This is a genomic window from Xylophilus sp. Leaf220 (assembly GCF_001421705.1).
Lineage (GTDB): Bacteria > Pseudomonadota > Gammaproteobacteria > Burkholderiales > Burkholderiaceae_C > Xylophilus.
This window is the reverse complement of sequence record NZ_LMKO01000026.1, coordinates 232648-252782: the sequence shown is the minus strand read 5'-3', so window position 1 is coordinate 252782 and position 20135 is coordinate 232648. Positions and strand designations below refer to the sequence as shown.

28 protein-coding genes are annotated in these 20135 nt (G+C 66.0%); 14 read left to right on the top strand and 14 right to left on the bottom strand.

Annotated elements, in window-relative coordinates:
* Positions 1-77: 77 nt before the first annotated feature.
* From ASE76_RS18410 to ASE76_RS18365, 11 genes are all read left to right on the top strand, one after another.
* Entirely contained in the window at positions 78-758 is a 681-nt protein-coding gene (locus ASE76_RS18410; RefSeq protein ID WP_055842968.1) for a hypothetical protein, read from the top strand.
* Positions 758-1585 (top strand): glycine-rich domain-containing protein, encoded by an 828-nt coding sequence (locus tag ASE76_RS20740; RefSeq protein WP_156362885.1) that lies wholly within the window; start codon positions 758-760, stop codon positions 1583-1585. The genes ASE76_RS18410 and ASE76_RS20740 overlap by 1 nt, the downstream gene beginning before the upstream one ends.
* A 2-nt stretch (positions 1586-1587) precedes the next feature.
* Positions 1588-2130 (top strand): hypothetical protein, encoded by a 543-nt coding sequence (locus tag ASE76_RS18405; RefSeq protein ID WP_055842967.1) that lies wholly within the window; start codon positions 1588-1590, stop codon positions 2128-2130.
* A 449-nt stretch (positions 2131-2579) separates the two neighbouring features.
* Complete coding sequence (locus ASE76_RS18400) at positions 2580-2996, top strand: structural protein P5 (protein ID WP_055842964.1); 417 nt, start codon at positions 2580-2582, stop codon at positions 2994-2996.
* 5 nt (positions 2997-3001) lie between these two features.
* Positions 3002-3382, top strand: coding sequence for a hypothetical protein (locus tag ASE76_RS18395; protein ID WP_156362881.1), 381 nt, complete (start codon positions 3002-3004; stop codon positions 3380-3382).
* An 86-nt stretch (positions 3383-3468) separates the two neighbouring features.
* Complete coding sequence (locus tag ASE76_RS18390) at positions 3469-3879, top strand: hypothetical protein (RefSeq protein ID WP_082448715.1); 411 nt, start codon at positions 3469-3471, stop codon at positions 3877-3879.
* The gene (locus tag ASE76_RS18385; RefSeq protein WP_156362879.1) at positions 3876-4142 is read left to right on the top strand and encodes a hypothetical protein; all 267 of its coding nucleotides are present in this window, start codon (positions 3876-3878) and stop codon (positions 4140-4142) included. Before ASE76_RS18390 ends, ASE76_RS18385 begins: the two co-directional genes overlap by 4 nt.
* Entirely contained in the window at positions 4139-4990 is an 852-nt protein-coding gene (locus ASE76_RS18380; RefSeq protein WP_156362877.1) for a hypothetical protein, read from the top strand. Before ASE76_RS18385 ends, ASE76_RS18380 begins: the two co-directional genes overlap by 4 nt.
* Positions 4987-5331, top strand: a complete 345-nt coding sequence (locus tag ASE76_RS18375; protein WP_055842954.1) for a hypothetical protein — start codon at positions 4987-4989, stop codon at positions 5329-5331. The genes ASE76_RS18380 and ASE76_RS18375 overlap by 4 nt, the downstream gene beginning before the upstream one ends.
* The gene (locus ASE76_RS18370) at positions 5328-5624 is read left to right on the top strand and encodes a hypothetical protein (protein WP_055842952.1); all 297 of its coding nucleotides are present in this window, start codon (positions 5328-5330) and stop codon (positions 5622-5624) included. Before ASE76_RS18375 ends, ASE76_RS18370 begins: the two co-directional genes overlap by 4 nt.
* A 151-nt stretch (positions 5625-5775) precedes the next feature.
* Positions 5776-6567 (top strand): DNA adenine methylase, encoded by a 792-nt coding sequence (locus ASE76_RS18365; RefSeq protein ID WP_055842950.1) that lies wholly within the window; start codon positions 5776-5778, stop codon positions 6565-6567.
* Positions 6568-6596: 29 nt separating this feature from the next.
* On the opposite strand, the gene ASE76_RS20220 is transcribed toward ASE76_RS18365, so the two are convergent.
* The 5 genes from ASE76_RS20220 to ASE76_RS21335 all read right to left on the bottom strand — a co-directional run bounded on the left by ASE76_RS20220 (position 6597) and on the right by ASE76_RS21335 (position 9790).
* Positions 6597-7457 (bottom strand): DUF4238 domain-containing protein, encoded by an 861-nt coding sequence (locus tag ASE76_RS20220; protein ID WP_168389272.1) that lies wholly within the window; start codon positions 7455-7457, stop codon positions 6597-6599.
* Between the two features lie 3 nt (positions 7458-7460).
* Positions 7461-7889 carry a type II toxin-antitoxin system HicB family antitoxin gene (locus ASE76_RS18360; protein ID WP_055842948.1) on the bottom strand — a complete coding sequence of 143 codons (429 nt, stop codon included), beginning with the start codon at positions 7887-7889 and terminating at the stop codon, positions 7461-7463.
* A gap of 84 nt (positions 7890-7973) precedes the next feature.
* Positions 7974-8162: a type II toxin-antitoxin system HicA family toxin gene (locus ASE76_RS18355; RefSeq protein WP_369793420.1), complete on the bottom strand. Its 189-nt coding sequence runs from the start codon at positions 8160-8162 to the stop codon at positions 7974-7976.
* 402 nt (positions 8163-8564) lie between these two features.
* Entirely contained in the window at positions 8565-9179 is a 615-nt protein-coding gene (locus ASE76_RS20215) for an IPTL-CTERM sorting domain-containing protein (protein WP_082448713.1), read from the bottom strand.
* 14 nt (positions 9180-9193) lie between these two features.
* Positions 9194-9790 (bottom strand): IPTL-CTERM sorting domain-containing protein, encoded by a 597-nt coding sequence (locus ASE76_RS21335; protein ID WP_255357294.1) that lies wholly within the window; start codon positions 9788-9790, stop codon positions 9194-9196.
* A gap of 155 nt (positions 9791-9945) precedes the next feature.
* Here ASE76_RS21335 and ASE76_RS18350 point away from each other — a divergent pair, with 155 nt between their 5' ends.
* A complete protein-coding gene (locus tag ASE76_RS18350) occupies positions 9946-10227 on the top strand; it encodes a hypothetical protein (protein WP_055842946.1) in 282 nt (93 codons plus the stop codon).
* Between the two features lie 81 nt (positions 10228-10308).
* Here ASE76_RS18350 and ASE76_RS18345 read toward each other — a convergent pair whose 3' ends face one another.
* Positions 10309-10536 (bottom strand): hypothetical protein, encoded by a 228-nt coding sequence (locus ASE76_RS18345; protein ID WP_055842944.1) that lies wholly within the window; start codon positions 10534-10536, stop codon positions 10309-10311.
* A gap of 50 nt (positions 10537-10586) precedes the next feature.
* The gene (locus ASE76_RS20730; RefSeq protein WP_156362875.1) at positions 10587-11000 is read right to left on the bottom strand and encodes a hypothetical protein; all 414 of its coding nucleotides are present in this window, start codon (positions 10998-11000) and stop codon (positions 10587-10589) included.
* A 474-nt stretch (positions 11001-11474) separates the two neighbouring features.
* On the opposite strand from ASE76_RS20730, the gene ASE76_RS18340 reads away from it, so the two are divergent.
* Positions 11475-12173, top strand: a complete 699-nt coding sequence (locus tag ASE76_RS18340; protein ID WP_236698522.1) for a hypothetical protein — start codon at positions 11475-11477, stop codon at positions 12171-12173.
* Between the two features lie 45 nt (positions 12174-12218).
* Here ASE76_RS18340 and ASE76_RS18335 read toward each other — a convergent pair whose 3' ends face one another.
* From ASE76_RS18335 to ASE76_RS18325, 3 genes are read right to left on the bottom strand one after another with little or no spacing between them, the layout of a single operon-like run.
* Positions 12219-12875 (bottom strand): methionine ABC transporter permease, encoded by a 657-nt coding sequence (locus tag ASE76_RS18335; protein WP_055842942.1) that lies wholly within the window; start codon positions 12873-12875, stop codon positions 12219-12221.
* Positions 12856-13956, bottom strand: a complete 1101-nt coding sequence (locus ASE76_RS18330) for a methionine ABC transporter ATP-binding protein (protein ID WP_055842941.1) — start codon at positions 13954-13956, stop codon at positions 12856-12858. Before ASE76_RS18330 ends, ASE76_RS18335 begins: the two co-directional genes overlap by 20 nt.
* Positions 13956-14783 carry a MetQ/NlpA family ABC transporter substrate-binding protein gene (locus ASE76_RS18325; RefSeq protein ID WP_055842939.1) on the bottom strand — a complete coding sequence of 276 codons (828 nt, stop codon included), beginning with the start codon at positions 14781-14783 and terminating at the stop codon, positions 13956-13958. The genes ASE76_RS18330 and ASE76_RS18325 overlap by 1 nt, the downstream gene beginning before the upstream one ends.
* Before the next feature lie 152 nt (positions 14784-14935).
* Here ASE76_RS18325 and ASE76_RS18320 point away from each other — a divergent pair, with 152 nt between their 5' ends.
* A complete protein-coding gene (locus ASE76_RS18320; protein ID WP_055842936.1) occupies positions 14936-15298 on the top strand; it encodes a FlxA-like family protein in 363 nt (120 codons plus the stop codon).
* A gap of 241 nt (positions 15299-15539) precedes the next feature.
* Here the strand turns inward: ASE76_RS18320 and ASE76_RS18315 are convergent, their stop codons facing one another.
* The 4 genes from ASE76_RS18315 to ASE76_RS18300 form a co-directional block, all read right to left on the bottom strand.
* The gene (locus ASE76_RS18315; RefSeq protein WP_055842934.1) at positions 15540-15893 is read right to left on the bottom strand and encodes a hypothetical protein; all 354 of its coding nucleotides are present in this window, start codon (positions 15891-15893) and stop codon (positions 15540-15542) included.
* An 89-nt stretch (positions 15894-15982) separates the two neighbouring features.
* Positions 15983-16432 (bottom strand): helix-turn-helix domain-containing protein, encoded by a 450-nt coding sequence (locus ASE76_RS18310; protein ID WP_156362873.1) that lies wholly within the window; start codon positions 16430-16432, stop codon positions 15983-15985.
* A 194-nt stretch (positions 16433-16626) separates the two neighbouring features.
* Complete coding sequence (locus tag ASE76_RS18305) at positions 16627-17775, bottom strand: mechanosensitive ion channel family protein (protein WP_055843106.1); 1149 nt, start codon at positions 17773-17775, stop codon at positions 16627-16629.
* 93 nt (positions 17776-17868) lie between these two features.
* Entirely contained in the window at positions 17869-20130 is a 2262-nt protein-coding gene (locus tag ASE76_RS18300; protein ID WP_055842930.1) for an FUSC family membrane protein, read from the bottom strand.
* Between the last annotated feature and the right edge of the window lie 5 nt (positions 20131-20135).

Genomic DNA, 20135 nt, shown 5'->3' with positions numbered 1-20135 from the left:
TCTGCCCGTCCTCGGCTCCGCGCCGTCGACCACGGACATGGCCAATNGCTGGTCACCCTTGAACTGGAGGAAATCTAATGGCCATCACCCCCGTGCCGGATCTGCCCGTCCTCGGCTCCGCGCCGTCGACCACGGACATGGCCAATTTCGACACCCGGTCCGACGCCTTCCTGCCACAGCTGAAACCCTGGGGCGACGTGCTGAAGGCGATCGGCGACGCGACGAAGGCCAATGCCCAGTCGGCCAACACCGATGCCGGCATCGCACAGGCTGCGCGCGCCGGCGCCGAGGCGGCTGCAGCCCAGGCCGCTGCCGGCTCCGGCTCCACGAAGTGGGCCGCCGGCAACTACAACGACGGCACCACTGTCTGGTCGCCGGTCGACTACATGGGCTATCGGAAGAAGGGCACCGGGGCCAGCGCCACGGACCCCAGCGCGGACGCTGCCGGCTGGGCACCGCTCACGCCGAAGGTCGCGCCCACCGCCGTGATGGCGGCCGCATTCAATGCGGTAGCCGGCGGCTGGTATCCGGTCGACACCTCGGCAGGCGGGTTCGTGATCCCTTTCCCGGCGTCGCCGTCGAACGGCTCACAGATCACGCTCTACGACGCGACCCGCACCTGGGGCGCAAACCCCGTCGTCGTGAATCCGCAGGGCAAAAAGGTCGGCGGCCTGGCTGAAAACTACACCTGCAATTCGAAGGGTCGCACGCTGACCTTCACCTATATCGCCGCCCTCGGCGACTGGAGCATCCAATAATGGGATCGTCTAACGACCTCTTCGCTTCCGGCGGCAAGCTGGTAATCGAGATCATCACCGCGTCGAAGCTCTGGACGCCACCGCAGGCGCTGCTCGACAAGGGGGGCGTGGTCAACGTCGAGATAGTCGGCGGCGGCGGCGCTGGCGGCGGCGGTGCGTACCACGGCTACTCGGGTGCCTCAGCCTACGGCGGATCGGGCGCTGGAGGGTGGCGCGTCAATCGCCTAACGGTCGTATCTGCAGCGGTAAACGCAGTTGTGGGTTCAGGCGGCATCGGCGGCGCTCCTGCAACTTCTAACGCAGTGAACACCCCTGCTCAGGCTTCCCCAGGCGCTCCAGGCGGAACAAGTTCGTTTAACGGCATCACTGCTCCGGGCGGCGGTGGCGGTGGCGGCGCCTTTGCGAACGGCTCAAGTGGTTCGCCTTCTTCGCAAGCAGGCAGCGGTGCCGGCGGCGGGACGCATGGAGCAGTTGGGGCCAACGGCTCCTACTACGGGCAGCCTGCCGGCGGCGCAGCGTACGGCGGCTACATCGGTGGCTACGCCTCGGCTGGGACGAGTGCGCCACAACGCTCAGGCTCTGGCGCAGGTGCTGGCGGACCAGCCTTCGGCCCTACCGACCCTACTAACGTTTTCAACCTCGGCATGGGGGGTCCTGGGGTGAATGGCTACGGCGTCGGTGCGCCCAGCAGTCAATTTGCATCTGCTTTCGGATTGCCCACTGCAAACACCGGCAATGGCGGCGGCGGCGGTTACGTCAGCGGCGGCAATGGCGTCAAAGGCTGGGATGGCGCCAGCGGAATCATCATTCTTTCGTACACGGTCTGACCATGAAATACGCACTCATAAATGACGGCTTTGTAGTCAATACGGTCGAGGTGGAAAACAGCGAAGACGGCCGCACCTTCCTCGAAGCAATGGCTGAGGACTTCGAGCACGTCGAAGCGCTGGACACGCCGCACGAGCAGGGGCTCGGCGTCGGCATTGGGTGGGGCTGGGCGGACAGCGCCTTCGTTGCCCCAGCCGCGGCCGAGCCGGCACCGGTGATGCGGCCCACGGTTTACACCAAGACCGACTTCCGCAAGCTGCTGACCGACGGCGAGAACGTCTTGGTCGACAACTTCAACTTTGCGGAGTTCGTGGCCGAGACGCCGGCGATCAAGAACCTGACGGTCGCGCAGCGCGCCGGCGTGCGCTCGGCGATCGCCCGCTACAAGGACGCGATCGACATCGACCGGACTGACCCGACGACGGTCGAGTTCATCGGTGCGCTCGGTGCGCTCGGGCTGCTCGACGGGCCGGAGCGCTCGGGTGAGATCTTGACGGGCGAATTTCCAATGGATGCTTCCCCGGGGTTAACCCCAGTGGCTTAAATCGCTTTCAAGAGTGGCTTGCATTTTCGCAAGGTTTTGTCTGACACAAGACTTTTTGCCCGGGCCAAAAAGTTATCTCATGACTACCCGCCGCCACCGTTTCTCTGTCATTCAGCAAATGACCTCTGAGGAGGGTCGCCGACAGGCATCTGCAGAGGAATGGCTTTGGGCACAAGACTTAGTTGCTAGAGGCAGGATCACTGCGGACGACGCCGAGCAAATAGTTGCATGGGCGCGGTTCTTTCAAGCGGATGCGGCCACCCTTTCAGAAGCTATGAATGCGGTGGGCGGAAGTCCGCGTGACATTGGCTCGTACCTCGCTAAAAAGCGACAGCATTAGTTTTCAGCACCACTCATAAGGGCCGGCCGCCACCGCATGGCGCCGGCCCTTATTTGTTCCCCGCCACCAGCCCGCATTCGCGGGCTTTTTTACGCCTGTACGGAGTCCTATGACGACCATTCCCCGCGGCATCCGCAACCACAACCCGGGCAATATCGACCGCACCACCGAGCGCTGGCAGGGCATGGCGTCCGATCAGTCGAGCGACCCGCGCTTCGTGGTCTTCACCGATCCGAAGTGGGGCCTGCGCGCCTTGGCCAAGGTCCTGCTCAGCTACCAGCGCAAATACAACCTGCGCACGCCGGCGGCCATCATCGGCCGCTGGGCACCGCCGGTGGAGAACGACACCGGCGCCTACGCCCGCCAGGTCGCCAAGGCCCTGGGCGTGCAGCCCGCCGACCGGATCGACCTGCAGGACGCCCGCACGCTGGAGCGCATCCTGCCGGCCATCGTCGCCCACGAGAACGGCCAGCAGCCGTACCCCGAAGCCCTGATCCGCCAGGCAGTCGCCCTGGCGCTGGAGTGAGCGCCGTGGATGTGCCGGAACTCAACGGCCTGCCCGGCGGCCCCATGGGCGCGATCGGCATGGCGATCGGCGCCATCGGCGGCGGCTTCATCTTCCTGCGGCAGTACCTCTCTCGGGGTGCTGCCGACCGGGCTGATGACGCCGGCCGGGTGTCGGCGATCAATGTCTACAAGGAACTGCTGGAGGCCGAGCGCGCCGCGCGCCTCACGGCCGACAAACGGGCCGACGACTTCGCCCGCGAGCGAAACGAGGCGATCACCATGCTCGGCAAGCTGCAGGGCCAGATCGAGGCCATGCAGCGCCAGCTCGAGCACGCCACCACCGAGATTGCGGGCCTGGAAAACCGCGTGCGCGAACTGACGGAGCAAGTCCATGCAAAAACCTGATTACCGCAAATGGCGGGAGATGGGCGAAGCCTGTTTCATCCTCGCCACCCTGCTGTCCAGNGTGCGCGAACTGACGGAGCAAGTCCATGCAAAAACCTGATTACCGCAAATGGCGGGAGATGGGCGAAGCCTGTTTCATCCTCGCCACCCTGCTGTCCAGCGGCGCCGGCCTCGGTTACTGGGCCGGCACCGAGCGCATGCGCGGAATGCTGATCGAGGACCGGCAGGACCACCTCGAAGAGCTGCAGCGCCTGCAGGACACCAACCGCATGGCCCTGCAGGCCATCAGCGGCCGGCTGGCCCAGGCAGCGGGTTCCACCGCTGAGGCCGCCGGGGTGGCTGCCACCGCAGCCGAGACAGCCCAGGCCGCGGCGCAAACGGCCAGCAAGGCGGCCAAGGCTGCCGGCGTGCCGGCCGCAGCGATCGAACTGGACCGCAAGGCGATCAACAGTGCGATCGGAAAGGCCAACGCCCGGATCGGGGAGGGCGCCCGATGAAACGCGCGTTCCTCGCTTTGACCGCCTCGATGCTGCTGACCAGCTGCGCGACCGCTCCGCCAGCGGAGCCGCAGGCGGACATTACCGCCCAGGCCTGCCAGGCCGCATCGGCCGACGTGGGCCGGCTGGTGGAGATCCACGAGCTGCAGCGCGCCTGCCCGCTGCTTCCCACCCTGCGCGCCGGCGCCACCTCGCTCGAGCGCCGAGCCCACACCGAAACCATCGTGCGCATGTACGAAAAATGCGCGAGGAGCGGATCATGAGCTGGTACGTCATCGCAGCCGCGGCGATCGCGGCGCTGCTCGCCATCTGGGTGTTGCCGCCCGTGGTTCTCCTCTGGTGCCTGCCGGTGCCCATCGCCCACAAGGCAAAGGCCACCGCCAGCATGCTCGGCGCCTGGCTGCGGGGCGGCTGGGTCAAGGTCTTCGGCCTGTCGGCGTTCCTGGTGATGCCGCACCTGGTGCGAGGCCTGCCGCGCACGGCGGAGGGGCTGGCCCGCTGGGACAGCATCTACGGCAATAACTGGGGGATCAACGGCGACCAGCGGCCGTGGTGCACCTATGCCGACCTCACCCTGGGCCGGGTGTCGCCCGACCAGGTCGAGCTGGGCTACGACCTGACCGGCCTCGATCCCATGAGCCAAGCCGAGGGCATCCCGCTGCTGGTGCCCGTCGACCAGCAGACGCCGACCTACTACAGCGACGAGCCGGCCCGCAGCGAGTCGGCCCGGCGCACCTGGCTCGGATCACGCAACCGATGCACCAACTTGGCGATCCGCATGGGTGTGCCGTGGCCCACCGGTGTAAAGCAGGCCTGGGGCGACATCTGGTGCGACAAGTCCCGCCCGGGCTGGGCGCTCTTCGAGCAGGACGGCCGCTACCACCTCGTCGCGGCCCTGCCTCTGCCCTGGGGCCGCGTGTTGCCGGTGAACTGGGGCTACGCCCTCAACCTGACCCGCGATCGCTCCATGGCCCGCTGCACTGCCGAGTTGAAGCCGTTCGGGTTGTCGAAGCAGGTGGAGGGGCCGCCGGTCGGCAAACGATTCTTCGCCCTGCCGGCCTCTAAGCAGGCAGAGATCGAGGCCATCGTGCAGCACGGGCGGTCGGCATGAGTCCGCTCGCCTTCCTGCTGGCTGCCAGCATCGCCCTCAATGCCCTGCTGGGTTGGGCCTGGATCGATGCCCGCGACGCCCGCACCGTGGCCGAGCAGCAGCGCGACCAGGCGCGGGCCGATGCGACGGCCGCCAGCGATGCAGTCGAGGCCCTGGACGACCTGGCCAAGAAACGCGCGGCCGCAGCCAAGCCGGTGCAGGCCGCCGCCCGCGCCGCGGCCGTGGCGGCCCACCAGCGCGCCAGGCGGGAGATCTCTACGCCGGCGGCCGTCGCCGGCAACGACTACGCCAGTGCGCAGGCCCGCCTGCAGCGCTGGGAGGAACGGAGGACCTCGCCATGAGCCAAGAAACAGAAGTTTCGATATTCCGAAAATCCGAAATTATTGGCTGTGTGCTGATCGTGGCGGCCGCGCTGGCCGGCTGCGGGACGGCCCGCACGGTGCAGGTGAAGGTGCCGGTGCCGCTCGAGTGCCGTGTGCAGACGCCTGCACGGCCGGCGATGCCGCTCGATGCGCTGCGGCCGCCCTACGACGTCGACACCTGGGTGGCGCACGCGATCGCCGAGGTCGACGTGCGCGAAGCCTACGAAAAGGAGCTGGCCGCCGCCCTCGGCGAATGCACCAACCCCATCTGAAAAAGAAGCAAGGCGACCGATAGGGTGCTACTAACACCCAACCGGTCACCGGTCACACAGAACACGCCTGTGAGCCCAGCCAAGGCCCTGCCCACCTGTACAGGCGGGGCGATTGTAAACGCCGGTTACACCCGGCTATCTGGAACCTCTCATGGCAATGCCCATCATCCCGTGGCTCGGCGGCAAGCGCCGTCTGGCCGACATCATCATCCCGCGCTTCCCAGCGCATACCTGCTACGTCGAGGTCTTCGCCGGCGGCGCCGCTCTGTACCTCATGCGGCCGCCGGCGGAGGTCGAGGTCATCAACGACGTCAACGGCGAGCTGGTGAACCTGTACCGCGTGGTGCAGCGACACCTTGAAGAATTCGTGCGCCAGTTCAAGTGGGCACTGAGCAGCCGCCAGGTGTTCAAGTGGGCGCAAGAGACGCGGCCCGAGACGCTGACCGACATCGAGCGCGCCGCGCGCTTCTACTACCTGCAGCACCAAGCGTTCGGCGGCAAGGTCAACGGTCAGACCTGGGGCACCGCCACCACGGCGCCGGCGCCGACCGTCAACCTGCTGCGGCTGGAGGAGCAGCTGAGCGCCGCCCACATGCGCCTGCACGGCGCCTACATCGAGCAGCTCGACTGGGCGGAGTGCATCCGCCGATACGACCGGCCGCACACGCTGTTCTATCTCGACCCGCCGTACTGGCAGACCGAGGGCTACGGCGTGCCATTCGCGTGGGATCAGTACGTCGCCATGGCGCAGCTGATGCGCAGCATGAAGGGCAAGGCGATACTGAGCATCAACGACCATCCCGAGATCCGCGAGTGCTTTGCTGGATTGCACTTCGAGGTGGCTCCGATCAAGTACACCGTGGGCGGAGGCGCGGGTGTAGATCGAAACGAGCTGTTGATTTCGAGTTGGGATGTGCTTTCCCAGCCAGCTGGACTATTTTAATTGCGCCACAATTAGCGGCCTTTGCGCCGCTATTGCTCCTGTTTCAAAAGGCCGTGCACTGGATCTCGAGGCTCAAAATTATTTAGGATTAGCTGATCATGTTTTCGGCTGCGTGCAACAATCATACGGCGCGAGCTTTGCACTGCCCCCAGATTAAGGCCGTGCAGTAGAACATCTTTATCTTGGGATAGTATTTGCTTAAATAGATCACCTTTATAGCTAAAGAAGTATTTATTTGGACCAATGGGTAAGCCCATAATGTAGGCGTTCGAATCAACCACCTTGTAAATTAAAGGATGGTCTCCAATCAAAACTTCGTCATCGAAGTTCATAACTACCCATGTGGAATTTTTTAAAAGGCTATGTGCCCGCGGGGATTTGATCAGCTGGGGCATGATCTGTACACCCAGATCGTCATATGAATGATTTGGAATTGTTTTGGCGAATTCGATGTGCTGTTGAGGCGTCATGCCCAAACTCGCTAATTCTTCCGCGTCAGGAAAGTCAAGATTTCGCTCCAGAATGTGGCGGCCCCTTGCGCGTGACAGAGCGACCATTCGAGGCGATCTGTACAACTGGGCGAATAAAAACCGTTGCCACGCCAGCGCGAAGCGCGAATCTTGAATTGACGGTAACCCATCATTTTCAATTTGTTCGAGGGCTAGCGACGCGTCATTGTCCAGGGGGGAAAGGAATTCTGACTCTATATAAGTGTCTTTATTCTGAGTATCACCGACTGAGTACAGATGCATATCCCAAGCGCAGCTGCGCACGGAACTTGGCTCGATCAAAATACTTTCGTGCGGCTTTGAGTATCGCCAGACCTTCTTATCCACCTCCCAACGGCTGAGCAAGAATCCCGGCACGTAGTGCTGCTTGGCATGCTTCATCATTTATTCGATCAGACTAAGCTGCAGCCGCTTGCCGAGGGCTTGGAACGCATCGGCTAAGGTGTCGATTTTTGTAGCGTGTTTAGGGTCCAGCAGCCGAGTCACTTCTTGTGGCCGAATCCCCATTTTTCGAGCTAGATCGGCTGGGCGCTCTTTTTGCGCAACGACCAGATTTAGTAGCTCGACTTTTGCAGCGGCGGACAATGGCAGGCTCACCAAGATTTCCCCGGATTGGGCCGGGCTGGGCTCCGGCACCAAGCGCCGATCCTCGAAATAAAAATCCATCGCGGTCAGCAGCGCATCGGCGGCCATGGACTGCGCTTCCTCCATGGTGTCGCCCTGGGTGATTGCCTCGGGAATATCCCGGAAGGTCACCACGTAGCCCCCATCGGGATCAGGCTCGAATCGAGCGGGAAAGGTTTGCCGGTTCATTAGTAGCTCCTGCGCAGCCCATGCTGCGGATGTGGGAGTGGGTGAAGTGCAGAAACACCAGAGCAGGCCCTTTAGGGCCCCTCCTTATTTGATGTTCAACTGCTTCAGGATTGCGCGTCTTGTGCCTTCCTTCAGCTCTTTCGACGGGTGCCTGGGCAGGGTGCTTATCTTGTCGTTCAGGTAGAGCCTCCAGTGGTTCGTACCGTTCTCGACTCGGACTCCCTGCGACTCAAGCCACCGCTTGAATTCGCTGATCTTCACTTTCCTCCCCATTGTTGCGATGGATGAATTATAAACAAAAAAGCGTATTGCACAAGCAATTTTGTTTATTCATTCGTTCGCTAAAACGGTGCGTTTGAGCGAACCACGGTCACGGGACCTGGCCCTGCATAGACCAGCGCCAGCGTGTCCTTAACGCGTACCTGGTAGAGCGCGCCGCTCTCGCGCACTACGTAGGAATCCGCTACCAGCGGCAGGATGTTCGTGGTGCTCCACCGGAAGCGGTGATGCCGCTGCATCGACGTCGGCGGCTAGAGCCTGTGTAGCACGGTAGGCTGGTCGTCGTGCGAAAAACGCGTCGTGGTGCCCACGAGGGTCAAGCTCTTAACCGCCTGCTTGTAGGAGCCCGTTATGGGCCAGGCCGTCGTGCAGGCGAGCGACTGGCGCCCGTGAGCGTCAGCCCTGGCGCTTTCGCTTCATTGCTACGAATCCGACCATCGCAATCAGCGAAGCCAACGCCATCAGGCCGTATTCGCTCAGGGTTGGAATCGACGTTACTGCTGCCGCTGGCGCGACCGGTGGAGCTACCACACGAATCACGATGGTGTCTCCAGAAGGAAGGGCAAGCGTTCTCGTGAAACCGATGGTCAGTCCCACTCCAGCCAATGTCTGGCCCACAAACGTCGACGAGCTCGATAATGAGGCGCCAGAAACATAAGGGCCATTCAAGTAGAGGTCGTTGCCCTCCACAAAAATTGGGGAACCGGTACTGGTATTTGCGATCCCGTTTCCGAAGCCCCTCAACGCGGGCGCTAGACCCCTAAATTGCCGGTCTGCTCTTCCAGTGCCTGTGCAAAGCAGGTCCCCGCGTATGCCGCCGTTATTTCCGAAGCACCCTATTTCTGGGATAACGTTGAAAACCGCGCCAGTGGTATCGAGGGAACCACTTCCCGTCATGACTACGTCTGGGCCAACTTGGGCGATGTTGACCGTGTAGGTGGCGAATGCGCTTGAGCCGATGAGCAGCGTGGCCGCAGCAACGGCGACACGTGCAAGTTTGATGATCTGCATTCTGGGTTCCAAAATTAGATCGGACGCCGGCGACGTGCGGAGCGGATCCCCAGCCCGGCAAGAAGTGTGGACATGAGAATTACGCCCCACTCGGATAGGGTGGGGATGCTCGCGACATTCGGAGCTGCAGGTGGAGGTGGAGGTGGTGAGGCTGAGACGATCAGAGTGAAGGTATCGGCAGTTGCGCCCGTTCCCCAGGTCCACACGTATGTGCCCACAGCCGCGCCGAGGCTTGCCAATGTGCTGTTGTTCCATGTGGCAGTCGAGGTGCCGACGGCAGTGCCTGACTGGTAGCCGATTGGAGTAGCCACGAGACCGCCAACGACGATCAGTGCAGGCCCGCTTGTTGCGTCGGCATCTCTGTTCGGTCCGGCACCGAAATTTGGCGGCGCGGTCGCACCGCCATATGCATCTACGGCCACAAACACATTTGGTGTGCCGCCTATTCCGATAGCCGAACCAGCAGGATTAATTCTTGCAATCGTGCCCGCTTGATTGCGGAAGCTCAGCCCGGCTTTATTGAACGAGCCAGACCCTGAGGCAACGACGTTTGCTCCCTGCGGATATAGGTAAGCCACGTAGGCTGCCTGCGCGGCTCCGCCTACAGACATAGCAACGACGAGAGCGCAGCGGGGAAGGATGGTGGGCATGAGGTGTTGAATGTGTATAAATGTTGCAGCACATTATGGGGCTCGACCGTTAGATCGGCCGTTAGACGCTCCCTTGCCGCGCCGACACGGCTCCCTCCAGACCGCTACAGTGGGGAATGACCAACGTCGTTCAGTTCCCCGGCCGCCCGGTCGCCAGCCCGCACGAGGAGGTCGCAGCCCTGGCGCTGCAGCCCCTCGACCAAGTGCGTCAGACTCTGCAGCGCTCCCTCGGTTGGGAAGACCCCACGCTGTTCATCCGCATCTGCTGCACAAGCGCTGCGACGCTGCTGGCTCCCGAGTACACCGAGCAGCACTCGGTAGAGAGTGGCTGGTCTGGGCTGGATGAGGCCCGTGCCCGCGGCCATGCACTGCTGCGGCTGGTCGTCGAGATGGGCTGACGCAGTACCGGCGCGAGGCGGTCTACGAACATCCCCAAGCAGAGGCCCAATCGCATAACGCTGTAGACCAGGGTGGCTTCCTTAGAAAGGCGCGTTGGAGCGGACTACCGTTACCGGGCCTGGTCCGGCGTACACCAGCGCCAGCGTTTCCTTCACGCGAACCTGCCACAGGGCGCCGCTCTCGCGCACGACGTACGCATCCGGGGCCAGAGGCAGGATGTTAGTGGTGCTCCACTGGAAGCGGTGGTGGCGCTGCATCGATGTCGGCGGCTCAGGCGTGTGCAGCAGGGTAGGGTGGTTGTCTTGCATGCAGGCCTAAAGGTGGATTGCGCAGGCAATGCGGCGTGGATCACAGGTCCTCACCCGGGGGCGCGCCGGCGTTCCATGCGGCGCCGCCTGACATCGTCTTTGCGTCCCACGGATTTCACCAGCGCGCGCAGATCGTCTTCGGTGATGCTTACCGCCCACATCTGCGCTGTGATCGAAGGTGGGCCACCAACGTGAATGTCCTGGCCCCTGATCAACATGCCTCCCTCAATTCGCACGACCGTGGCAAAGCTCAAGGTTGCGCGTTCCTGCTGCTTGTAAACCGGGTCGACCAGAATCGCATGTGTTTCCGGCTGGCCCCACGGCCGGGGTCGGTTGAACGCCAGCCACCCATGCATCGGCGGGCGTGCCAACACCTCATCGACCGGGAGTCGAGCGCCTTTCGTTCGGAGAGGGTAGATGTAGCAAAGCACTGTAAAAGCATACAGTGGTTGGTGCAGAATCACGCCCAATCTGATCGGCTTTACCTTCCGAGGCCGCCGCATTCCCAGTGTCTACCCGCAGACAACACGGCGTAGTTTCTGGCGTAGCTTTTTGCAGTGGGCCTATTTTCTCACTGGGAGAAACGCCCCGCCATCATCGGGGTGTGGTCCAGCGCGCGGAAGGCGGCGCTGGTCATGTCGATGGCGGGGGTGCTGTTCTCTGCTGGTTCCATGGCTTCGCTGACGTGCTGGCGTATCGGGTGGCATCGGGCGCCGTCGCTGCGGTGGCCGCTCGCAGGATGCGTGCGACAGGCGAGCACCGAGGCGGACCCGGAAACGGGGCAGCATAAGACACCCGGGCAGGGCGGGCATCGCCGCCGGGCCATGCAGAGGCACAGTGCAGACCGACCCGCCGCTGCACCGGCGGGCGGCCGACCCGCTCGAACCTAAAATCGGCGATGCGTTGCTCGCGCTTAGAACAGGGCGCGAATGATGACCATGGACCAAGACAAGACCATCGACGCGGCCCCCCCCGCGCCCGCCGACACGGCGAACGACCCCGCCGCCGACGCACACGACACGCAAAAACGTACGCCGCTGCTGCAGGGCACCGCTGCATCCCTGCCCGACGACGCGATGCTGACCGCCGACATCGCCGCGCTCTACCTGCGTATCACGCCCGCCGATTTCGTCGACACCCAGCGGCAGCGCCGGCCCGAAGGCCGGACCCACTCGGGCCGTGCGGACAAGGGCGGCAAGGCCGCGCCGGCGCAGAACACCTTCCGGCTCGGCACGCTGCGTGAGCAGGAGAAAAAGCAGCCCGCGCCGACCGGCCTGGAGGCGGCGACGAAGTCGGGCCTGCTGGGGTGGGCGTCGGCCAAGCTGCCGTTCTTCGCCGAGCTGGAGCCGCGGGTCAAACGCGGCCGCCGGGTGCTGATCGGCAACGCCTGGGACACGACGAACCCCGAGCGCGAGGCGTGGATCGGCGCGCTGGTGAAGGGGCGCATCCGCGTGACCTGGATCACCAGCTCCGAGGCCGCGGCCAGCCTGTGGAGCGATGCGGCCACCCACCGCGCGTTCGCGGCCCGAGGCCTGGCGCTGCTGGGCACCGAAATCCAGGTCATCGAGGCATCGGTGGTCGCGAGCGAGCGGCTTGCGGCAGATACGCCGTCGGCGGCCGGTCCCGCAGAGGCGTGAACTGCACGGTCGACAGGCAGGCCTTGTGCGCGGCCGCCACGCCACTCAGTGCCGATGGTCGAAGCGCCGCGCCAGGGCTTCGCCGGCGAGCTGGATGACCGACACCAACGCCACGAGGATCACGATCACCTCGAACACCACGCGCGTCTCGTAGCGCTCGTATCCGTAGCGGATCGCCAGGTCGCCCAGCCCGCCCGCGCCCACGGCGCCCGCCATGGCCGAAGCATTGACCATCGCGATCACGCTGACGGTCATTCCACCGACGATGCCGGGCAGCGCTTCGGGCAGAAGCACGTGGCGCACGATGTGCCAGCGCCGGCAGCCCATGGCCCGTGCGGCCTCCACCAGACCCGGGTCCACCTCCTTCAGGCTGACCTGGGCGATGCGCGCATAGAACGGGACCAGGTTGGCCGACAGCGGCACGACGGCGGCCCAGGTCCCGAGGGTGGTGCCGACGAGGGCCCGCGTCACCGGCAGCAGCGCCACCAGCAGGATGATGAACGGGATCGCCCGCAACATGTTCACCACGACCGACAGCCCCCGGTGGAGCCGCGGCCGCGGATAGATGCTGCGCGACGCGGTGACCGTCAGCACCACCGCGATCAGCAGCCCGCAGCCGATGGCGATGACCGACGACACCGACACCATGAGCAGCGTCTGCAGCAGCGCGTCGAAATAACGTTCAAGCGGTGGCGTGGACATAGCCCAGGATCTCGATGCGGTCGGCCGCGAGCGCGTCGCGCAGGCAGTCGGTGGTGGGAAGCCTGGCCGCCGGCAGGCCCAGCAGCAGCCGGCCCTGGGCATGGCCGCGGATACGGTCGAGCCCGCCGTGCAGCAGCGTGGCGCCAGGGCCGAGCCGCGCCAGCGCCTCCAGTGGCAGGCCCTGCGGCCGTGCGTCGCCGGCGAAGCTGACGCCCAGCACCGCCTGCGCCGCACCGCCGTCCACGGGGGGCGCTGGCCGCAGAACGGCGGCCAGGTCGGGCGGCAGGTCGTGCTGCAGCGGGCGCAGCATCGCGCGGGTGGCGTCGGCCCGCGGCGCACCGAAGACGCGCCAGACCTCGCCGATTTCCTGCACCCGGCCGCCGTCGAGTACCAGCACACGGTCGCACACCTCGCGAATCACCGCCATGTCGTGGGTGATCAGCACGATGGTCAGGCCCATCGTGCGGTTGATGTCGGCCAGCAGCGCCAGGATCGACTGGGTGGTTTCGGGATCGAGGGCCGATGTCGCCTCGTCGCAGAGCAGCACCTGCGGGTCGTGCACCAGCGCACGGGCGATGCCCACCCGCTGCTTCTGACCGCCGGAGAGCTGGGCCGGATAGGCGTCTGCCTTGTCGGCCAGGCCCACCAGGTCCAGCAGTTCGTCGACCCGCGCGCGAATGTAGGCGGGCCGCACGCCGGCCACCCGCAGCGGCAGGCCGATGTTCTCGCGCACCGTCTTGGCCGACAGCAGGTTGAAGTGCTGGAAGATCATGCCGATGCGCCGCCGCAGCGCGACCAGGCCGTCTTCGTCGAGTGTGGCGACGTCGGTGCCGTCCACCGTCACCCGGCCGCCGCTCGGCAACTCAAGCGCATTGACGGTGCGCAGCAGCGTCGATTTGCCGGCGCCGCTGCGGCCGATGATGCCGAAGACCTCGCCCCGCGCGACTGTGAAGCTCACCTCGTGCAACGCATCCACCGGGGTGCCGGTGGTGCGGTGGGCAGGGTAGCGCTTCCCGACCCGGTCGAAGACGATCCAAGGGGTGCCGGCCGGGGCCGGCACCGGCGGTTGCACCGCCGCCATCAGAACACCGGCACGACCGAGCCCTGGTACTTCGAGAGGATGAACCTGCGCACTTCTTCCGACTGGTAGGAAGCCACCAGCGTCTTGACCCACGGCGCGTCCTTGTCCTTCTCGCGCACGGCGATGATGTTGACGTACGGGTTGTGGTCCTTCTTTTCCACCGCCAGGCCGTCGCGGGTGGCGACGAGTCCGGCCTGGTAGGCGAAGGTGTTGACGATGGCCGAGGCATCCACATCGTCGAGCGAGCGGGCCAGCACCACCGATGCGGCCTCGACGAACTGCACCTTTTTCCTGTAGCCGGTGATGTCGGCCAGCGTGGCGGTGCCATTGAACGGGTCGAATCCTTCGCGCAGCGTCAGCACCCCCTGGTCGCGCAGGATGACGAGGGCCCGGGTCTGGTTGCTCGGGTCGGTGGGAATCCCCAGCCTTGCATTGGCGGGAAGGTCGTCCCAGCGCTTGTATTTCTTCGAATAAAAGGCAATGGGCGAGATGTAGGTCGTGCCAACGTTCGCCAGCCTGTAGCCGCGCTGCGCGATCTGGTCGCGCAGGAACGGAATGTGCTGGAACGAGTTGGCTTCCAGGTCGCCGTTGTTGAGCGCCTCGTTGGGGCTGGCGCTTCCGGTGATGACGACCGGCTTGACGGCAAGGCCGTTGCGCTTGGCGACCTGGATCACGACCTCCCAGATTTCCTCGTCCACGCCTCCCCGCACGCCGACGCGCAGGGTTTGGGGGGCAGCTGCCGACTGGGCGAACGCCGGGCGCGTGCCGAGCGTTGTACCGGCGGCCAGGGCCAAGCCGATGGAGCGGAGAAGTTCGCGTTTGTGCATGGTATTTTGCTCGGGCCGACGTAGCCGTTTGGATGAAGCGGCGCCAGTGTAGGAACGGACATGGCCGCACCCAATGAAGGTTTTCGTGTTTGTTAATGCGGCGTCTGCACGGCCGACCCTCAAGTTCTTGCGCCGTCTGTCGAGATACCGGAATGAACGTCACATCCGCCAGCGCCGCACCCGTCGGCTCCGCCTCTTCCGGTTCCGGCGGCGGCGACATCGTCCGACTGCAGAAGCGGGTGCAGGAGCTGACCAACGAGCTCAAGGCCGTCGCGAGCAGCGACATGGAGGCCAAGGCGAAGATCGCCAAGTCGAAGCTGCTGCAGGCGATGATCCAGATGCTGCAGCAGCAGATCGCGTCGATCCAGCAGCAGGCGCAGCAGGCCCAAGCCCTGCAGCAGCAGAAGGCCGCGGATGCGGCGCAGAAGACAGCACCCGCGGCCAACGCGGCCGGTGCCCCCACGGCGCGCAAACCCGCGGGTTCGCTCGGCGGCATGGTCGACACCTACGCCTGAGATTTCCGTGCGCGCATTGCGTGGCGGATCGGGCCGCCGGGCCGAAACCCTGAGCGGCCGCCAAGCGGGAATCGCCCCGAAAGTTGTCCCGCCAATCGGGGACTACTTTGTGGATAAGCCCCCGGACAACCTGAAAAATCGGCGCCGGCTGGGGCTTTCAGCGCGATGCCTCTTTGTTGGGCAGCGGAGGAAACGGCCGTCGGCGATTGCGTCCGGCGGTATCGCAAACGCCGTGAACGGGTCACAGCGCCAGGTTTCGCGACTGCGCCAATGCGGCACGGGCCAGGCGCTCGATGGTCGATAAGCCGGCAGACGGGATGGCGTCCTGCCCGCACAGCGCGACGATCTCCTGCAGCGTCTCGCACAGCCGGCGGTTGCGCGACTGCTCCTGCTGCCACAGCGTTTCGGCCCGCAGCGCGCGGTAGAGCTGCAGCAGGACCTGGTCGGACCCGTGGCCGCAGCCGCTGGCGCCGCCGATGCGTTTGCGTTCCAGCGCGCAGCGCAGGTCGAGGATGAGCCGGTCGATCTGCTCGGCCGGTCGTGGCGATGTCGGTGTCGGTGTAGGGTGAAGCCGATCCGGTTCTGTGCTGTGCATGCGGGCCCCACTTGCTGTGTTGGGACCCGATTATCACGTTATGTGTTAACTAGCTCAAACACGTAATGTGTTATAGGCCCGACCGCCGGTCAGTTGGTGCGGGGCTTGCCGCCTTGCGCGCCACGCCCCGCCTGTTCTGGGGGCCGGCGGTGCTTGTAGGTCAGGAATTCCAGGTGGCTGATGGCCTCCTTGACGCCTTCCCGCGGCAGGCCTTGCAGCAGTTCGGTCGCATGCTCCAGATCGGGCAGCAGACCCAGTGGCTTGGGCGATTCGACGCGCAACCGGGAACCGTTCGGCGATTGCTGGTCGCCGCCCTCCACCCAGGGCACCGCGCCGTCCGGCCCATTGAGCAGCCACTCGACCGTGACAGACAGTTCGCGGCTGATCTCCGAGAGCCGGAACCCGCCACGGCCGGTTGCGCGCGCTTCCAGGTTGCCGATGGCCGACTGGTGGGCGAAGCCGACGCGCAGCGCCAGATCGCCCTGGCTCATGCCACGGGCCTCCCTGGCCTGTCGAATCCGCTCACCCACTGTTTTCATAGGGGTGGATTCAACACGTTTTGTGTCAACACGTGGTGTTGACAATGAACATGCAAGGTGTTAGATCGCAAACTTCGCTGACGAGCGGTGCAACACGGCGAGATGCAGGTGGGCTTGCAGGCCGCATCCACCACGGTGCGCCCGGCCTGCAACCGGCTGCACTCTCCCGGTCGCCGGCGCTCGCCACCTGCGAATCACGCCTGGGGCACGCTGGCCGTCGCGGCCAGTCCAGCCTCGGCCGCGCTGCCGGCCATCTGGCCGGCCAGGCCGGCGGGCGTGGCCTGCGACAGCGGCATCGGCTCGCCTTCGTGGTGCTGGATGCGCACCGTGGGCAGGAAGCGCGGGTATTCGCGCTGCATGAAGTCGATCATCAGTTCGCGCACCTTGCAGCGCAGGTCGAAGGCCTTGCCCGACGACTGCGCGGTGACCAGCACCCGCAACTGCATCGTGCGCTCGGTGGTGTCGGTCACCTGCAGGTTGAAGAAGCGGCCGTCGAACTCGGGCAGGGTGGGCACCAGCCGTTCCAGCTCTGCGCGCAGCGGCGCGATCGGCATGCCGAAGTCGACGCTGAAGAACACCGAGCCGAGCAGTTCCGAGCCGGTGCGGGTCCAGTTCTGGAACGGATTCTCGATGAACCACTGCAGCGGGATGATCAGCCGCCGGTCGTCCCAGATCTTCAGCACGACGTAGGTGCCGGTGATCTCCTCGACCCGGCCCCATTCGCCCTGCACGATCAGCACGTCGTCGATCCGGATCGGCTGCGCCAGCGCGATCTGCAGGCCGGCGATCAGGTTGCTGAAGACCGGCTTGGCGGCGAGACCCGCCACGATGCCGATCACGCCGGCCGAGGCGAGCAGGCTGGCCCCGACCTGCCGCGCGCCGGGAAAGGTCATCAGCATCATCGCCAGGCCCGCCACCAGCGCCACCAGCGTGGCGGTGCGGGCCAGCACCCGGGCCTGCGTCATGATGCGCCGGGCCTGCAGGTTGTCGTCGACGTCGTAGGGGTGCTGCGCCACGATGCCGTCGGCCAGGCCGTTGATCGCGTCGATCGCCAGCCAGGTGAAAGCGCCGATCAACAGCAGGCCGTTGAGGTGGCGCACCGTGTCGATCATCGGCATCTCGTTGGTGGCGGCCTGCCAGACCAGCTGCAGCGCCGCCAGCACCAGCACCAGGCGGGCCGAACGGTGGCAGGTGCGGATGGTGGTGTGCACCACCGGCATGAACTGGGTGGCGCGCAGCAGCACCAGCCCGCCGATGCGGTGCACCACCAGGGCGCCCAGTAGGGCCAGCAGCGCGGCGATGCCGGTGGCGACCCAGGGGGAGAACTGCGACAAATGCGACATGTCGAACATCCGATTCCTTCACGAAGAATTGATCTGCCAATGAAAAAGCGGCCCGCGGGCCGCTTGCTTCTGCGACGGAGCGTGCGGTGCCGCTCAGGCCGCGGCGCGCAAGGCCACCAGCCGCATGCGCTGGGCCGTGGTTTCGGCCAGCGCCAGCCGCTCCAGCAGCCAGGGCGTCAGGTCGGGCGCCAGCGGGTCCGGCGGGCGCAGGGAACCCTTGGGCAGCAGCGTGGGCGCGGCATCGTCCGCGCCGGTTTCCGCCGGTGCCGGGCTCTGCGCGCCGTTGTCTCTCTTTGTCGTGGGGGTGCGTGCGCCGGCGGCGGCGATGGCGGCTTCCGACAGCGACAGGGCCTGGTCGATCGTCTCCGCCGCACGGGCCAGAGCCGGGCCGACCACCGCCATGTCGAGCTGGCCCCGCCGCAACTGCAGCGCCGATTTCACCGCGGTCAGCCGGGCCAGCATGCGGTAGCTGAGCGCCTGCAGTGTTTCGAGAGGTTCGAGCGGCGGCCGCACCGAGGCAGGCTCGGCCAGCGTGCGGGCGGTGGCCTGGACCAACGCTGAGAGGCTGTCGTAGGCCTCGCGGCGGGCCAGGCGCCAGTCGATGTCGGGGCTCTGGGTGTCGCCGGGCACCAGGGCCAGCCGCACGTGGCGCGCCTGGGCTACCAGCGTGCGGCGCACCAGGCCGGGCAGCTGGTTGCGCTCCCACACCGGCAGCACGTAGCTGAAGAGCCAGGCGATCACCGCGCCCAGCACCGTGTCGGCCAGCCGCTCGACCAGGGCGAAGTTGGTGTGGCTGTTGGCGACCAGCAGGTGCGCCTGCAGCAGGCCGGTGGTGGTCGCGGCGATCGAGGTGATCAGGTAGCGCCGGATCGCGAAGGCGTGGGCGATGGCCGTGGCCAGCGCCACCGTCGCCAGGATGGCCGCCGGCGCGGGGTCGGTGCCCAGCACCGCCATCACCACGCCGCAGCCGAGCAGGGTGCCCATGATCCGCGCGTTGCGCCGCTCCAGCGTCTGGGCCAGGTTGGTCCGCAGCACGACGATGATCGTCACCAGGATCCAGTAGCCGTGCGTCGTCCACGGCAGGTGCAGCGACACCAGGTAGCCGGTGCCCACCGCGGCGGCCACCCGCAGCGCGTGCCGCAGCGTGGGCGCATACCAGCCCGACTGCGACTGCAGCGGCTTCCACGACCAGACGGTCGGGCTGATGAAGAGCTGCCAGTTCTCGCGCACCGAGGCGATCTCGGGCGCCAGGTCGCCGCGCTGCAGGGCGAACATCCGCTCGACCTCGTCGCCGATGGCGGCCACCCGCTCGGTCACGTGGCGCACGATGCGGGCCTCGGGCGCCGCATCCTCGGCGGTGTCGGGCAGGAGGGTGGAGTAGAGCCGGCCGAGCGCGATCCGCAGCTCGTGCGCGCCGCGGGCCACCCGGCCCAGCAGCATGTCGGTGGCCAGGGTCTCGACCTGCTCGGCATAGCCCATCAGCGCGTCGTACACATGGGGCAGGGCGGCCGCATCGCCCTTGCGGCGGGCGAGGGATTCGAGGTCGAGCTCGCAGGCGATCAGGTGGTCGCGCGCCTCCAGCAGCGCCAGCAGGATCGCCGCGCTCTGGGCGCGGGGACGGGAGGAGGGCGATTCCAGCACCACGTCGCGCACGCCCTGCAGGCTGTCGGCCAGCGCCGCCTGGCTGCGCAGCATGTCGGCCAGCAGGGTTTCGTCGTCGGCGTTCTCGCCGAAGCGCTGGGCCTGGGTGCGCAGCGCGCCGGCGAAGGCCAGCAGCGCCTCGGCCAGCAGTTGCTTGCGGTAGCGGCGGTTGAGCACCGCGCCCATCGCCACGCCGTAGACCAGGTAGAGCCCGGCACCCGCGGCGTACCAGCCGGCCCGCTCCAGCGCGTCGAGCGCGCCGCTGGGCGGCGGCGTGGCCATGGCGAACAGCATCGAGAAGGCCATGCCGATGGCGATCGGCCCACCGCGCTTGCCCCAGGCCACGCCCATGAACGAGACGAAGCTGCCGAAGACCAGCACCAGGCCCTGCTGCACCGGGTCGTGGTGCGAGAGCTGCATCGCCAGGAAAAGCGGCAGGCCCAGCGCCGGGGCGGGCGCCATCTGCTGGAACTTGTGGTGCTTCTGCGCCGGCAGGTCGGGCAGCGTGGCCACCAGCGCGCCGACGCCCGCGGCCGAAGCCGCGGCCAGGCCGTCGAGAAAATAGATCGCCAGCGCGATGGTGATGAGCCCCACGCCGACGGCCATGCCGTTGGCCACGTTGCTGCCCAGCGCCGCCCACAGGAACTCGCGCGCATGCCGCTGCAGCCGGACAGCGGCCCGCACGGGAGCCGAATGAACGGCGCGGCGGTTCATGGCAG

Bases quoted from the DNA above. Each gene is read 5' to 3' on its own strand.
- ASE76_RS18300 (WP_055842930.1), bottom strand. From the start codon at position 20,130: ATGAACCGCCGCGCCGTTCATTCGGCTCCCGTGCGGGCCGCTGTCCGG.
- ASE76_RS21335 (WP_255357294.1), bottom strand. From the start codon at position 9,790: ATGTCTGTAGGCGGAGCCGCGCAGGCAGCCTACGTGGCTTACCTATAT.
- ASE76_RS18345 (WP_055842944.1), bottom strand. From the start codon at position 10,536: ATGCAAGACAACCACCCTACCCTGCTGCACACGCCTGAGCCGCCGACA.
- ASE76_RS18400 (WP_055842964.1), top strand. From the start codon at position 2,580: ATGACGACCATTCCCCGCGGCATCCGCAACCACAACCCGGGCAATATC.
- ASE76_RS18325 (WP_055842939.1), bottom strand. From the start codon at position 14,783: ATGCACAAACGCGAACTTCTCCGCTCCATCGGCTTGGCCCTGGCCGCC.
- ASE76_RS20215 (WP_082448713.1), bottom strand. From the start codon at position 9,179: ATGCAGATCATCAAACTTGCACGTGTCGCCGTTGCTGCGGCCACGCTG.
- ASE76_RS18335 (WP_055842942.1), bottom strand. From the start codon at position 12,875: ATGTCCACGCCACCGCTTGAACGTTATTTCGACGCGCTGCTGCAGACG.
- ASE76_RS18390 (WP_082448715.1), top strand. From the start codon at position 3,469: ATGCAAAAACCTGATTACCGCAAATGGCGGGAGATGGGCGAAGCCTGT.
- ASE76_RS18375 (WP_055842954.1), top strand. From the start codon at position 4,987: ATGAGTCCGCTCGCCTTCCTGCTGGCTGCCAGCATCGCCCTCAATGCC.
- ASE76_RS18370 (WP_055842952.1), top strand. From the start codon at position 5,328: ATGAGCCAAGAAACAGAAGTTTCGATATTCCGAAAATCCGAAATTATT.
- ASE76_RS18365 (WP_055842950.1), top strand. From the start codon at position 5,776: ATGGCAATGCCCATCATCCCGTGGCTCGGCGGCAAGCGCCGTCTGGCC.
- ASE76_RS18385 (WP_156362879.1), top strand. From the start codon at position 3,876: ATGAAACGCGCGTTCCTCGCTTTGACCGCCTCGATGCTGCTGACCAGC.
- ASE76_RS18315 (WP_055842934.1), bottom strand. From the start codon at position 15,893: ATGCACAGCACAGAACCGGATCGGCTTCACCCTACACCGACACCGACA.
- ASE76_RS18350 (WP_055842946.1), top strand. From the start codon at position 9,946: ATGACCAACGTCGTTCAGTTCCCCGGCCGCCCGGTCGCCAGCCCGCAC.
- ASE76_RS18305 (WP_055843106.1), bottom strand. From the start codon at position 17,775: ATGTCGCATTTGTCGCAGTTCTCCCCCTGGGTCGCCACCGGCATCGCC.
- ASE76_RS18330 (WP_055842941.1), bottom strand. From the start codon at position 13,956: ATGGCGGCGGTGCAACCGCCGGTGCCGGCCCCGGCCGGCACCCCTTGG.
- ASE76_RS18360 (WP_055842948.1), bottom strand. From the start codon at position 7,889: ATGAACCGGCAAACCTTTCCCGCTCGATTCGAGCCTGATCCCGATGGG.
- ASE76_RS18320 (WP_055842936.1), top strand. From the start codon at position 14,936: ATGAACGTCACATCCGCCAGCGCCGCACCCGTCGGCTCCGCCTCTTCC.
- ASE76_RS18405 (WP_055842967.1), top strand. From the start codon at position 1,588: ATGAAATACGCACTCATAAATGACGGCTTTGTAGTCAATACGGTCGAG.
- ASE76_RS20220 (WP_168389272.1), bottom strand. From the start codon at position 7,457: ATGAAGCATGCCAAGCAGCACTACGTGCCGGGATTCTTGCTCAGCCGT.
- ASE76_RS18380 (WP_156362877.1), top strand. From the start codon at position 4,139: ATGAGCTGGTACGTCATCGCAGCCGCGGCGATCGCGGCGCTGCTCGCC.
- ASE76_RS18410 (WP_055842968.1), top strand. From the start codon at position 78: ATGGCCATCACCCCCGTGCCGGATCTGCCCGTCCTCGGCTCCGCGCCG.
- ASE76_RS20740 (WP_156362885.1), top strand. From the start codon at position 758: ATGGGATCGTCTAACGACCTCTTCGCTTCCGGCGGCAAGCTGGTAATC.
- ASE76_RS18355 (WP_369793420.1), bottom strand. From the start codon at position 8,162: ATGGGGAGGAAAGTGAAGATCAGCGAATTCAAGCGGTGGCTTGAGTCG.
- ASE76_RS18310 (WP_156362873.1), bottom strand. From the start codon at position 16,432: ATGAAAACAGTGGGTGAGCGGATTCGACAGGCCAGGGAGGCCCGTGGC.
- ASE76_RS18340 (WP_236698522.1), top strand. From the start codon at position 11,475: ATGGACCAAGACAAGACCATCGACGCGGCCCCCCCCGCGCCCGCCGAC.